This is a genomic window from Gordonia insulae (genome assembly GCF_003855095.1).
Classification (GTDB): domain Bacteria; phylum Actinomycetota; class Actinomycetes; order Mycobacteriales; family Mycobacteriaceae; genus Gordonia; species Gordonia insulae.
The window spans coordinates 5,538,530-5,551,389 of sequence record NZ_CP033972.1 but is presented as its reverse complement, the minus strand read 5'-3'; the positions used below and the strand labels follow the sequence as shown (position 1 = coordinate 5,551,389).

Here is a 12,860-nt window from a genome sequence, read left to right as displayed (position 1 = left end):
ACCCATCAGCGGTACACCCATCAGCGACGAGGGAGATCATCATGCGGGCAGCACGCTACTACGACCGGGGCGACATCAGGATCGAAGAGATCACCGAACCCGAGGTGGGCCCCGGCATGGTGGGGATCGACGTCGCCTGGTGCGGGATCTGCGGTACGGACCTGCATGAATACGCCGAGGGACCGATCTTCATCCCGCCGGCCGGTCATCCCCAACCCATCAGCAAGGAGAGTGCGCCGGTCACCATCGGACACGAGATGTCCGGGGTCGTGTACGCGGTGGGCCCCGACGTCGACGACGTGTCGGTCGGCGATCATGTCGTCGTGGAGCCGTACATCCTGTACGACGATGTCGACACCGGACCGGCCAGCCACGACTATCACCTGTCGGCGGACATGAATTTCATCGGGCTCGGCGGCTGCGGCGGCGGGCTCGCGGAGAAGATCTCGGTGAAGCGTCGCTGGGTGCACCCGATCTCGTCGAGCATCCCACTCGATCAGGCCGCCCTCATCGAACCGCTGTCGGTCGGCTACCACGCCGTCGAACGCAGCGGCGCACAAGCGGGCGCGGTCGCCCTGATCACCGGCGCCGGCCCGATCGGTCTGCTCACCGCCGCGGTCTGCAAGGCGCGCGGCATCACGACGATCATCAGCGAACCGAGTTCGATGCGACGTCAGAAGGCCCTCGACGCCGGGGTCGGCGACCACATCGTCGACCCCACCAGCGAGGACGTCGTCGCCAGGGTCAAGGAGCTGACCGTCGACGGCCGCGGCGCCGACGTCGGGTTCGAGTGCACCTCCGTGCAGCCGGCCCTCGACACCCTCTTCGACGCCCTGAAGCCCACCGGTGTGCTCGTCGTCGTGTCGATCTGGAGCCACCCGGGATCGGTCGAGATGCAGAAGCTGGTGCTCAAGGAGATCGACATGCGCGGCACCATCGCCTACGTCAACGATCATCCCGCAGCGATCGCGCTGGTCGAGGAGGGCAAGGTCGACCTCGCGCCGTTCATCACCGGGAGGATCGGCCTCGACAACCTGATCGACGAGGGATATGAGACCCTGATCCACCGCAACGAGACAGCGGTCAAGATCCTGGTGTCGCCCTCCGGGGCCGGTGTGTGAAGTACCGCCACACACTCAGACGAGCGTGAAAGCGACCAGCTGCCAACGGTATTCGACCATTCGTGACAGGCCGACCCGGGACTGACCTCTCGGTGACCGCACCCGGCACGGCATCTGCTCGATCCGCGCCGCGAACGCCCGCACCCGCTCGCCTCGTCGATAGCTGCCGAAGATCTCTGCAGCCCCCGGCCCGCACATCTGGATGTGCACCCGACGCAGGGTGGCCGCATTGTCGTGCACCGACGATGCGCCGCCCCGTGTCGATCCCTGGCGCGTCGATCCCTGGCGCGTCGATCCACGGCGCGACGAGTCGTGCATGCGCACCAGCGTCGCCACCTGCTCGAGCAGGTGGGCGGGCGCATGGGCCTCGAGTTGGTTCAGGCCGCGACGGCGGTCGATGATCTCGAGCAGCAGGGTCAGCGTGCCTATGGAGAACCGCCGCGCCTCGGTGGTCGCGACGGCCAGGGCGCGGGGCGAGGCGCCTCGGGCGACGGTGACCGGCGACCCGGCCGCTCGCGGCGCGTCAGACGAGACGACGGCGGGCGGACCCGGCGCCATTGGCCCGGGCGTATCCGTGGGTCGGCCCGGTGGCTCGTAGGGCGGGGCCGGCCGGATCAGGACTCGAGGCGTCTCCATGAGTATCGGACGCAGCGGGGTCGTCGTCGGTTCCACATCCGACCGAAATACTTTTGCAGGCCTTTGCCTGACGTTCCGCCCATCCCCGCTGCGCCGCTGTTCAGGGATCGAGCGTCGACGTGCGCGGCCTCAGCGGCGGCGCTTCTTCGCCTTCGGCGGCTTGGCGCGGCCGCCCTTCGCGGTGTCCCGGGCAGCAGCGCGACGTTCCCGCCGGCTCGCCGACACCAGTGCCGGATCGTCGAGCTCCTCCTCCGCCGAGTGGACCTCGGTTCCGCCGCCCTCGGCCGGACCGGAGTACGTCATCGGGACGTCGGACTGCTCGACCCCGACCGCACGCAGTGCCGCCGGCACCTCCTGCTGGTCGGTGACCGGTGCGGCGGCAGGCGTGCCACCATTCCCGGACCCGGCAAGCGCCGCCGCGGGGACCGACGCCGGGGCAGCGGCCGCCGGCGCCGGCTCGGTCTGGACCTGCACGTTGTACAGGAACTGGAGTGTCTCCTCCTTGAGGCCCTCGAGCATGCCGGTGAACATGTCGTAACCCTCGCGCTGGTACTCGACCACCGGGTCGCGCTGCGCCATCGAGCGCAGGTGAATGCCTTCGCGCAGGTAGTCCATCTCGTAGAGGTGGTCCTGCCACTTGCGGTCGAGCACCGTGAGCAGGATGGTGCGTTCGAGCTGGCGCATGGCGTCCTCGCCGGCGATCTCCTCGATCTCGGCCTCGCGAGCCTCGTACGCCTGGTGCGCGTCGGCGACGAGGGTCTCCTTGAGTTCGTCGGCGCTGATGTCGTCGCGCTCACCGAACTCGTTCTCGCCGACGACCTTCTTCGGGTCGAGTGTGACCGGGTAGAGGGTGCGGATCGCGTTCCACAACTCGTCGAGATCCCAGTCCTCGGCGTAGCCCTCTGCCGTTGCGCCCTCCACGTAGGCGCCGACTACGTCGTCGATCATGGTCTGCACTTCGGCGCGATGGTCCTCGCCCTCGAGGATGGTGCGGCGCTCGCCGTAGATGACCTTGCGCTGCTCGTTCATCACCTCGTCGTACTTGAGGACGTTCTTGCGGACCTCGAAGTTCTGCTGCTCGACCTGTGTCTGCGCGCTCCGGATGGCCTTGGTGACCATCTTCGCCTCGATCGGCACGTCGTCGGGCAGATTGACCCGGTTCATGATGGATTCGAGTGCGGCACCGTTGAATCGACGCATCAGCTCGTCACCCAGCGAGAGGTAGAACCGCGATTCACCCGGGTCCCCCTGGCGTCCGGAACGACCACGCAGCTGGTTGTCGATGCGGCGCGATTCGTGACGCTCGGTGCCGAGCACGTACAGACCACCGGCCTCCTTGACCGCCTCGGCCTCCTCGGCCGCAGCGGTACGGGCCACCTCGATGGCCTCGGGCCATGCCGCCTCGTACTCGTCGGGGGTGTTGACCGGATCGAGCCCTGCCTTGCGCAGGCGGGTGTCGGCGATGATGTCGGGGTTGCCGCCGAGCACGACGTCGGTACCGCGGCCGGCCATGTTGGTGGCGACGGTGACCGCACCGGTCCGACCGGCCTCCGCGATGATCTGCGCCTCCTGCTCGTGGAACTTCGCGTTCAGCACGTTGTGCGGGATGCCGCGACGCTCGAGCTGGCGGGACAGGTATTCCGATCGCTCGACGCTGGTGGTACCGATCAGCACCGGCTGGCCCTTCTCGTGCCGCTCGGTGATGTCGTCGACGACGGCGTCGAACTTGGCCTCTTCGGTCTTGTAGATCAGGTCGGTCTGATCCTTGCGGACCATCGGCTTGTTGGTCGGGATGGGCAGCACACCGAGCTTGTAGATCTGGTCGAACTCGGCGGCCTCGGTCTCGGCGGTACCCGTCATGCCGGCGAGCTTGTCGTACATGCGGAAGTAGTTCTGCAGTGTGATCGTGGCCAGGGTCTGGTTCTCGGCCTTGATCTCGACGTGTTCCTTGGCCTCTATGGCCTGGTGCAGGCCCTCGTTGAAGCGGCGGCCGTCCAGAACGCGACCGGTGAACTCGTCGACGATCAGCACGTCACCGTTGCGGACGATGTAGTCCTTGTCCCGGTGGAACAGTTCCTTGACCTTGATCGAGTTGTTCAGGTAGCTGACCAGCGGCGAGTTCGCGGCCTCATACAGGTTGTCGATGCCGAGCTGGTCCTCGACGAACTCGACACCGGCCTCGTGCACGCCGATCGTCTTCTTCTTGATGTCGACCTCGTAGTGCACGTCCTTCTCGAGCAGCGGCGCGATACGAGCGAACTCGACGTACCACTTGCTCGATCCCTCGGCCGGGCCGGAGATGATCAGCGGGGTGCGGGCCTCGTCGACGAGAATCGAGTCGACCTCGTCCACGATGGCGTAGTTGTGGCCGCGCTGAACCAGGTCGGCCAGGGTGTGCGCCATGTTGTCGCGCAGGTAGTCGAAGCCGAACTCGTTGTTGGTGCCGTAGGTGATGTCGGCGGAGTAGGCCTCGCGGCGCTGGTCGGAGTTCATCCCGGTGAGGATCACCGCGGTGTCGAGCCCCAGGAACCGGTGGACGCGACCCATCCACTCGGAGTCACGCTTGGCGAGATAGTCGTTGACGGTGACCACGTGCACACCGTCTCCGGACAGCGCGTTCAGGTAGGCCGGCAACACGCAGGTCAGGGTCTTGCCCTCTCCGGTCTTCATCTCGGCGATGTTGCCGTAGTGCAGCGCGGCGCCGCCCATGATCTGAACGTGGAAGTGCTTCTGCTCGAGGACGCGCCAGGCCGCTTCGCGGGCCACCGCGAAGGCCTCCGGCAGCAGTTCGTCGAGCGACGCACCGTCGGCGATGCGCTCCTTGAATTCGTCGGTCTTCGCGCGCAGTTCGGCGTCGGTCAGCGCCTCGACCTCGTCCGAGAGGCCCTCGACATGCGAGGCGATCGCATCCAGACGCTTGACCATCCGGCCTTCACCGACGCGCAGCAGCTTGTTCAGCACCGTTGATCGAGTCCCTCACTCATGTCGACAACACACGAAATCCGGCCTGTCACTCGGTACAGGCCGGATCCCATGGTACTCACGGCTGGCTGAGCGCAACCTGATCGGTGTCAGGCCAGGCGGATCAACCCATAGTCGAAGGCGTGCCGCCGGTAGACCACGGACGGTTTGTCCGACTCCTTGTCGTGGAACAGGAAGAAGTCGTGGCCGACCAGTTCCATCTCGTAGAGGGCGTCGTCGACCGACATCGGGACCGCATCGTGTTCCTTGATCCGGACGACCTGACCGGGCTCGTGATCGTCGACGCCGTCGTCGTACGCCTTCTCGGTCGAGTTGTTCACCGCGCCCGGGTCCGGTTGCGCATTCAACTGATCGGCACGCAGCAGCGGTGCCCCGATCTCGGTGGCCTCGGCGACCGAGATCGGGCGGCGGTTGCCGTAGGAGACCCGCCGACGGTCCTTCACCCGGCGCAGACGCGACTCGAGCTTGTCGAGGGCTGCCTCGAGCGCGGCGTAGAAGTTCTCACCGCACGCCTGGGCACGCGCCTTGGGGCCCTTGCCGATCGCGGTGATCTCGACCTGTTGACACACCTTGGACTGCCTGCGATTGCGTTCGTGATTCAGCTCGACGTCGAATCGGAAGATGGAGGGATCGAACCGCTCCAGTCTGGCGAGCTTGTCGCCGACATAGATGCGGTAATGCTCGGGGATCTCGACGTTGCGGCCGCTGATACCGACCTTGGCAGTGGGTTCGGCGGGCTCGTCGTCGTCGACGGTGCCGGCCGGGCGGACAAAGGCGAAACTGGGGTCGAACGCCGGATCATCGGCCGGCGAGGACTGCTCGTCCGCGGTATCTCGGGTCGTCTCGGCAGGACGCGGCTCACCGACCTTCGATTCGCGGTGGCCTTTTCGATGGATGACTGTTGACATACAACTTCCTCCTTCAGATGGTCCCGGGCCGACCACGCCAAGGTGCCTCGGACATCCGATCTGCCCCACCGGTACGGGCGGCATGGTGCCGCTGTGGGAAACGTCGCTGTCGGCGGAGGGTCCGCTCTCGTGAATGCCGTCGGGGGCTGCCGCTGCGCCCCGATGGGAGAACCTGGCATTGTCTTTTCAGCGACGCGTCAGATCCGTTGTCGCGCTGACGCCTTCGTTGTCGGTCAGGAATCGTGGCCATGCCAGCCGACGGCTGGCACTCACGGGCAGGGGCCTCACCTCCTCGCGAAAAGCGGCGGCTACCTGTTGTGCCTACGACGGTAGCCCGAAGTTTGCCCACTGGCCACGTTTCGGCCCAACGTGAGGCGTGTCCCGGCACAGGTCGGGACTCAGGTCCCGGTGGGGCCGGGTCATCGGGCCCGCGTTCTCGTCCGGCGCGCGGGCGTGTCGCCGGGTCGGTTGTCCACAGGTGGCCCGTTCTCCACAGAGCGGCCCGATCGCCGTGGTGGGACGACGCGGCGACCCGGCGGCGTGGCACGCTCGGCAGATGGCCGCGCGCCGACGAATCGGCGTGGCCGCCCACGTGTCCGAGATCCTGCGATCCGGGTCGGACCTCGTCCTGCCCACGGTGTGCGGCGGTTGCGGGGCCGTCGGGGTGCCGTGGTGTCCCGACTGCGCCACCACCCTCGCCGACGTCCCGATACGGCTGGACCCCCGGGTGGAGATCGGCGTCGACGCGTGGGCGCTCGGCCGCTACCGGGGCGCCTACCGCGACTCGCTGATCGCGCTCAAGGAGCACGGTCGGCGAGATCTCCGCGCGCCGCTGGGGCGCGCACTGGCCGGTGCGCTGTGCACGCTGGCAGGGTGGGGTGAACTCCCCGACCGCGACCTCCTGACCCTCGTCCCTGCCCCCACCCGCCGAGCGTCGGCCCGACGTCGTGGCGGCGATCCGGTCGCCGCGATCGCCCGGGTGGCCGCGGCGGATCTCGGTCCGCGCGTGCGGGTCCCCGACCTGCTGGTGACCTCGACCTGGGCGCGGGACTCCGCCGGCCTCGACGCCCGACACCGGGTACGCAACCTCGCCGGCGCCATCCGCGTCCGTCGCACGCGTTCGCTGCGCCACGACCCCGGTGCCGTGGTGCTGATCGATGATGTCCTGACCACCGGGGCCACCGCGGCCGAGTCGGCCCGGGTGCTCGCGTCCGTGGGCATCACCGTGCACGCCGTGGTGGTGGTCGCGGGCGCCTGAGCGCACCCGGATCGCCGACGTCAGGGCAGGACGGGGACCGCGTTCGGGGACATCGCCGGTTCGACCTCGGTCCAGTACTGGTCGGGCTGGCCGTTGGCACTGCCCAGCCGCAGGACGCCGCGGGTGTCGCCGACGTAGACGGTAGACTGGTCGGCCACCACGGCCCGCACCGGCGGCGACAGGTTCCCGCTCAGCAGACCCACCGCCGGGGTGCCGTTGATGGCCAACTGCACGACCGGCGATTCGACCGCATCGCGGGCGATCATCAATGTCGTCGGTGACGCCCAGTCCAGCGACACCGCGCGGTTGCCGATGTTGTATGCCGCGATCCGCGGGCTGGTCAGCGACACCGCACCCTCGGCATTGGTCGAGATCACCGCGAACACGACCTGCCCACCGACGATCAGAGCCGCCCGCACCCCGTCGGGACAGACCTGGAGTTCGGTGATCGCGCCACGTGCGACGGTCGCGATCGAGGAGGCGTCGACGCTGGTCAGCCGATCACTGGCACCACTCTCGTGGCGCACCCACTGAACGGGTCGGCCGTCGAGAACCGCCCACACCGTGTTCGCGTCCTGCCCGAACGACGGCCTGGTGATCGAGTTCCCGGACACCGCCACCCCCGGCTCGGCGCCGTAGGGCCCGATCGCGAGGTCGAGTCTCGGAGTCGGATTCGATCGTGCGAGTACCGCAGCGGTCCGTTGGCCGTCCGACGAGATCGTCGCCGAACGCACCGCAGTGCTCGTGCCCAGGGGGCCGCCGACCGGGACGGTGCCCGAGTCGGTGACCTTGAGGAGCGCCCCGGACCGGATGATGTTGAGCCCGACGTCGGTCGCCGGTACGGCGGTCGGGTCGAACGAGCGGACATCCGCGGTCTGCCATCCGGACGCACGCTCCGGGATCAACGGCCCACCGTCGGCGTTGATGATGTACGGACCACCGATGTCGGCGCCGTCGAGGGTCCAGATGATCTGCGCCGCGAGCGCCGTGCGGTCACGCACCGAACTCGATCCGATGCCGGTGAGCTCGATCCGCACGCCACCGCCGGACAGCGACGACACCGGGCCGCGCAGCGCCGCGCCGTTGGGGAAACCGCTGTCCACCGATCCGTCGAGATCGGCGGCCTGCCCGGCGATCAGATGGTTGATCAGCACCGTCGGCTCGGTGTCCTTGCCGGCGTAGAGCCAGCGCGGGTCGGCCACCAGGCGCTGCAGGTTGCGGTCGGTGAAGTAGAGGGTGACCGCCCGATACGCCGCGTCGAACTGGTTGCGGTCGATCATGGTCCCGTTGGGCAGCGGGCCGTCGATGCGCCACTGGTCACCCACCCGGGTGAGCGCCAGGGTCGTCTCCACCCGCCCGGTCGCCGGCAGCAACTGACCGTCCGATTTCAGCGTCCCGACGTTGTCCCCGATCAGCCGCAGCCGAACCGCGTCCTCGCTGCGCTGGTCGACGAAGACGTTGATCTCGTCGACGACGAGCATGTCGCCACGATCGTCCCACTGCTCCGAGGAGGCAGTCGTCAGGAAGTTGCGCGCCGCGCCGTGACCGGCGTCGGGGTCCGCCGTCGCCTTGAGGAACGCACGGACGAGCGCCTCGGGGTCCATGTCACGTTGCGGGACCGGCACGGCGTTCGTGGGACCCTGGCGCGCGAACGCCGTGATGGGCTGCGGCGACGAGTTGTTCGGGATCGAGCCGCATGCAGCCAGCAGGCAGGCCAGCACCAGCGCGATCGGCACCGCCCACCGGGAGCGGTGCCACGGTCGTCGACGGCCGATGGTCCTGTCAGGCGGTGACACCGCCACCTCCCCCGGGATTGCTCTCCGCCGTCCGCGCCGTGGGATCGCCCTGACCCGCGTCGGGTTCGGACTTCAGCGCGGGGCTCTTCTGAGTGCTGGTCCGAGCGCCGGATGACGTGCGCGCGATGCCACCGACCGGCTTGAGCGGAAGCGGCGAGCCGAGCACCTTGTGACCCCGCACCAGTGGGAGCGTCAGCCGGAAGCACGCACCCTTGCCCGGCTCACCCCACGCCTCGAGACGCCCCTGGTGCAACCGGGCGTCCTCGATGCTGATCGCGAGCCCCAGCCCGGTGCCGCCCGAGCGCCGGAACCGGGACGGATCCGACCGCCAGAACCGGTTGAACACGAGTTTCTCTTCACCGGGCCGCAGACCGATACCGTTGTCCCGCACGGTGATCGCGACCGCATCGCCGTCCGACCGCATGGTCAGGACGACCGGGTTGCGCTCGCCGTGGTCGATCGCGTTGGCCAGCAGATTGCGCAGGATCCGCTCCACGCGACGCGGATCGATCTCGGCGATCACCGGTTCGGTCGGCAGGTCGAGGACCAGTTCGGTGCCGGTCTCCTCGGCGAGATGACCGACGGTGGCGAGGGCACCGTCGATCGGGATCGCCATGTCCATCCGTTCGGCGGCCAGTTCGGCCATGCCGGCGTCGTGACGGGAGATCTCGAGCAGTTCGTTGAGCAGCGTCTCGAACCGGTCGAGTTCCTTGTCCAGGAGCTCGACGGACCGTTTGCGCACCGGGTCGAGGTCGTCGCGACCCTCGTAGAGCACGTCGCTGGCCATCCGGACGGTGGTCAGCGGCGTCCGGAGTTCGTGACTGACATCCGAGGTGAACTGCCGTTGCAGTCCGCCGAACTCCTCGAGATGGGTGATCTGTTTGGACAGGCTCTCGGCCATGTCGTTGAACGACATGGCCAGCCGCGCCATGTCGTCCTCGCCGCGCACCGGCATCCGCTCCTTGAGCCTGCCGTCGGCGAACCGCACCGCGATGCGCGACGCGGATCGCACCGGCAACACCACCTGCCTCGACACCAGCCAGGCGATGGCGGCCAGCAGGCCGAGCAGGACCACACCGCCGGTCAGCAACGTGCCCCGGACGAGATCGACCGTGTTCTGTTCGCTCGTCAACGGGAACACGAGATACAACTCGAGACCGGGCACCGCCGAGTTCGTCGGGGTCCCGACGATGAGGGCGGGCTCGCTGCCGCCGGACGCGTTGGGGATCGACGAATACTGGTACGCGACCTGGCCGCCCTGCACCATGTCGCGCAGATTGTCCGGGATCTCCGTGGACGGACCGACCCCGCTGTCGCTGCCGTTCTCCTCGGTGCCGGGTACCAGCAGGACGGTGTCGAAGGTGCCGACGGTCCCCGAGTTCTCGCTGGTGTCGACGTCCCGATCGGTCAGCAGCGACCGGGTCTGGCGCAGCCGGTTCTGCACGGACATGTTGCCGTCACTGCTGGTCAGGTCGCGCTCGACCGCGACGCGGGCGCGTTCCACCTCCTCGGTGGCGGCCGCCAGCTTGACGTCGAGCAGACGGTCGGTGATCTGGCTGATCAGAACGAACACCAGGATCAGGATCACGACAAAAGACAGCACCAACGTCGACACCACCACGCGAAGCTGCAGCGATCGACGCCAGATCTTCCCGAAGGCTCGACCGATACTGCTCACGGCGCGGGTGATGCGCCCGAAGGTGCTGTTGACGCGGCGGCGGGGTCGACCGATCACGGCGGGCCGGCCTTGTAGCCGACCCCCCTCACCGTCAGCACGACCTCGGGATTCTCCGGGTCGGTCTCGACCTTCGCTCGTAGACGCTGGACATGCACATTGACGAGTCTAGTGTCCGCCGGATGGCGGTATCCCCACACCTGTTCGAGCAGGACGTCGCGGGTGAAGACCTGTCGCGGTTTGCGCGCCAGGGCGACCAGGAGGTCGAACTCGAGCGGGGTCAGCGAGATGGGCACACCGTCGCGGGTCACCTTGTGCGCGGGGACGTCGATCTCCACCGGCCCGATGGACAGCAGCTCGGCCGGCTCCTCGTCGGTGCGCCGCAGACGCGCACGCACACGCGCGACGAGTTCCTTCGGCTTGAACGGCTTCACCATGTAGTCGTCGGCACCGGATTCCAGACCGAGGACCACGTCGACGGTGTCGGACTTGGCGGTGAGCATCACGATCGGGACACCCGAATCGGCCCGCAGCACCCGACACACATCGATGCCGTTCATCCCGGGAAGCATGAGGTCGAGGAGGACGAGGTCCGGACGGACCTCGCGGACGGCGGTCAGCGCCTGGGTCCCGTCACCCACCACGAAAGGTTCGAAACCTTCACCCCGCAGCACGATCGTCAGCATCTCGGCGAGCGCGGCGTCGTCATCGACGACAAGGATGCGAGGCTTCATGCGTTCAATGGTGACACCATCGTGACCCAACCGCGGCCATGACGCGCCGAGTTCCGTCGCGACGCACCTCGATGGGGTGGCCGGAACAGTTCCGCGGCGGCCGTTACCATCGCCCCCGTGGGCCAACTCATAGCGGTCGAAGGACTCGACGGCGCCGGCAAGAACACCTTGGTGACCGCTCTCGTGGACCGCTGGCGCAGCGACGGTCTGCGCGTGTGGACACTCACCTTCCCCCGCTACGGCGCATCCGTCACCGCGGACCTGGCCGCGGAGGCCCTGCACGGCCGGCACGGGGATCTGCGTGACAGCGTGTACGCGATGGCGTTGATGTTCGCACTCGACCGGGCCGATGCCGCTGCCGAGATCCGCGCCGCCGTCGCCGATCACGACATCGTGCTGCTCGACCGCTATGTCGCGTCGAACGCCGCCTACAACGCGGCGAGGCTCGGCCAGGACAGCGACGGAGAGGTCGTCGAGTGGGTTCGGCACCTCGAGTTCGACCGCTTCGGCCTCCCCGCACCCGACCACCATGTACTCCTGGGGGTACCGCCGCGGGTCGCGATGGACCGAGCGGCACATCGCGCGGCCACCGACGCGTCGCGGCCGCAGGATCTCTACGAGCGCGACAGTGACCTCCAGCTCCGCGTTGATGGCGTGTATCGCCAACTGGCCCAGTCGAATTGGATGTCGCCCTGGCTCTCCACCGCAGACGGTGACGTCGCCGACCTGGCGGCTCGTCTGTCGCGCGAATGACGATCCGTGCCGAACACCGGCGAGTTCGATAGCCTGAAATTCACCCACCGCGGGAAGGACGCCGCATGACCTACCAGCCACCGCCGGGCGGCGGCGCATCGTCGTTTCCGCCGGGTCCGCCGGGCGGACGTCCCGGAGGTCCTGGTGGGCCGTTCCCGGCCGGTCCGCACGCACCACGTCATGGGCAGCCCGATCCCCGGCGGCAGGGGCCGGGCGGGTCGGGCGGGTATCCGCCGCCCCAGCAGCCAGCACCCCAGCAGTCACCTCAGCAGCAGTCACCTCGGCAACCGTCGACGCCGCCACCCATGCCCCCTCCGGGCCGTCCCGGGTACACGGCGGGTCCGATGGCCCCGCCGCCGTATCAACCGTTCGGACCGATGCCCGGCGGTTATCCCCCGCCGTTCCCACCGCCGCCGCCACCGCGCCGCAACGGCGGCGTGATCGCGGCGATCGTCGCCGGGGTGCTCGCCGTGGTCGCGGTCTCCGCGTTGGTCGTCACAGTCGCCGTACGCAGCTCCGGGTCCGACGACGGTGACGTCGCGGTCACGACGTCGAGCACCGCATCGTCCACGACGTCGTCGCCCGACGGAGAGTCGGCCGCGAGTCAGGCCGAGGTCAGTGCCATCCGGTCGGCGATGCAGAACTTCGTCGACGCGGTGAACTCGCGCAGCGTCGCGCGCATCCAGGCATCGGTGTGCACGCCGGTGCGCTCGCAGGTGACCAAACCCCTCGACATCACCGGCAATGTCGTCCTCGAGGAACTGTCCGAGGTCACGGTGACCGGCGATTCGGCCGAGTCGACGGTCAGCACGCACCTCGAGGTAGGCAATCAGCGGTCGACGACCAAGCAGAACCCCGAGAGCTTCGCCCGCGAGAACGGCACCTGGTTCGTCTGCCCAGGCGCCGAACCCGACATCGGGACATAGCGACTCCCCCCGCCCGGCCACCCGTTCTCGCGCCGGGAAAAGCCCGATACGCCGGCAGCACCCGCCTTCCG

The 12,860-nt window shown here is 68.3% G+C and carries 10 protein-coding genes; 4 read left to right on the top strand and 6 right to left on the bottom strand.

Annotated elements, in window-relative coordinates; genetic code table 11:
* The first annotated feature begins 41 nt into the window (after nucleotides 1–41).
* Complete coding sequence (locus D7316_RS25000; protein WP_124710654.1) at nucleotides 42–1,121, top strand: 2,3-butanediol dehydrogenase; 1,080 nt, start codon at nucleotides 42–44, stop codon at nucleotides 1,119–1,121.
* A gap of 15 nt (nucleotides 1,122–1,136) precedes the next feature.
* Here the strand turns inward: D7316_RS25000 and D7316_RS24995 are convergent, their stop codons facing one another.
* The 3 genes from D7316_RS24995 to hpf form a co-directional block, all read right to left on the bottom strand.
* Entirely contained in the window at nucleotides 1,137–1,679 is a 543-nt protein-coding gene (locus D7316_RS24995; RefSeq protein WP_232017073.1) for an Rv3235 family protein, read from the bottom strand.
* Between the two features lie 207 nt (nucleotides 1,680–1,886).
* The gene (gene secA / locus D7316_RS24990) at nucleotides 1,887–4,718 is read right to left on the bottom strand and encodes a preprotein translocase subunit SecA (RefSeq protein ID WP_124710652.1); all 2,832 of its coding nucleotides are present in this window, start codon (nucleotides 4,716–4,718) and stop codon (nucleotides 1,887–1,889) included.
* A 110-nt stretch (nucleotides 4,719–4,828) separates the two neighbouring features.
* Nucleotides 4,829–5,647, bottom strand: a complete 819-nt coding sequence (hpf, locus tag D7316_RS24985; protein ID WP_124710651.1) for a ribosome hibernation-promoting factor, HPF/YfiA family — start codon at nucleotides 5,645–5,647, stop codon at nucleotides 4,829–4,831.
* Between the two features lie 556 nt (nucleotides 5,648–6,203).
* On the opposite strand from hpf, the gene D7316_RS24980 reads away from it, so the two are divergent.
* Nucleotides 6,204–6,905: a ComF family protein gene (locus D7316_RS24980; protein ID WP_124711568.1), complete on the top strand. Its 702-nt coding sequence runs from the start codon at nucleotides 6,204–6,206 to the stop codon at nucleotides 6,903–6,905.
* A 20-nt stretch (nucleotides 6,906–6,925) separates the two neighbouring features.
* On the opposite strand, the gene lpqB is transcribed toward D7316_RS24980, so the two are convergent.
* The 3 genes from lpqB to mtrA are packed head-to-tail and all read right to left on the bottom strand — an operon-like array spanning nucleotide 6,926 to nucleotide 11,110.
* The gene (gene lpqB, locus D7316_RS24975; RefSeq protein ID WP_124710650.1) at nucleotides 6,926–8,701 is read right to left on the bottom strand and encodes an MtrAB system accessory lipoprotein LpqB; all 1,776 of its coding nucleotides are present in this window, start codon (nucleotides 8,699–8,701) and stop codon (nucleotides 6,926–6,928) included.
* Nucleotides 8,688–10,436 (bottom strand): MtrAB system histidine kinase MtrB, encoded by a 1,749-nt coding sequence (gene mtrB / locus D7316_RS24970; protein WP_232017072.1) that lies wholly within the window; start codon nucleotides 10,434–10,436, stop codon nucleotides 8,688–8,690. The genes lpqB and mtrB overlap by 14 nt, the downstream gene beginning before the upstream one ends.
* Nucleotides 10,433–11,110, bottom strand: coding sequence for an MtrAB system response regulator MtrA (mtrA, locus tag D7316_RS24965; protein WP_408610052.1), 678 nt, complete (start codon nucleotides 11,108–11,110; stop codon nucleotides 10,433–10,435). The genes mtrB and mtrA overlap by 4 nt, the downstream gene beginning before the upstream one ends.
* A 117-nt stretch (nucleotides 11,111–11,227) precedes the next feature.
* Here mtrA and D7316_RS24960 point away from each other — a divergent pair, with 117 nt between their 5' ends.
* Both D7316_RS24960 and D7316_RS24955 read left to right on the top strand, forming a co-directional pair.
* Nucleotides 11,228–11,863 carry a dTMP kinase gene (locus tag D7316_RS24960; RefSeq protein WP_124710649.1) on the top strand — a complete coding sequence of 212 codons (636 nt, stop codon included), beginning with the start codon at nucleotides 11,228–11,230 and terminating at the stop codon, nucleotides 11,861–11,863.
* A 344-nt stretch (nucleotides 11,864–12,207) separates the two neighbouring features.
* The gene (locus D7316_RS24955) at nucleotides 12,208–12,789 is read left to right on the top strand and encodes an Rv0361 family membrane protein (RefSeq protein WP_232017239.1); all 582 of its coding nucleotides are present in this window, start codon (nucleotides 12,208–12,210) and stop codon (nucleotides 12,787–12,789) included.
* Nucleotides 12,790–12,860 lie beyond the last annotated feature (71 nt).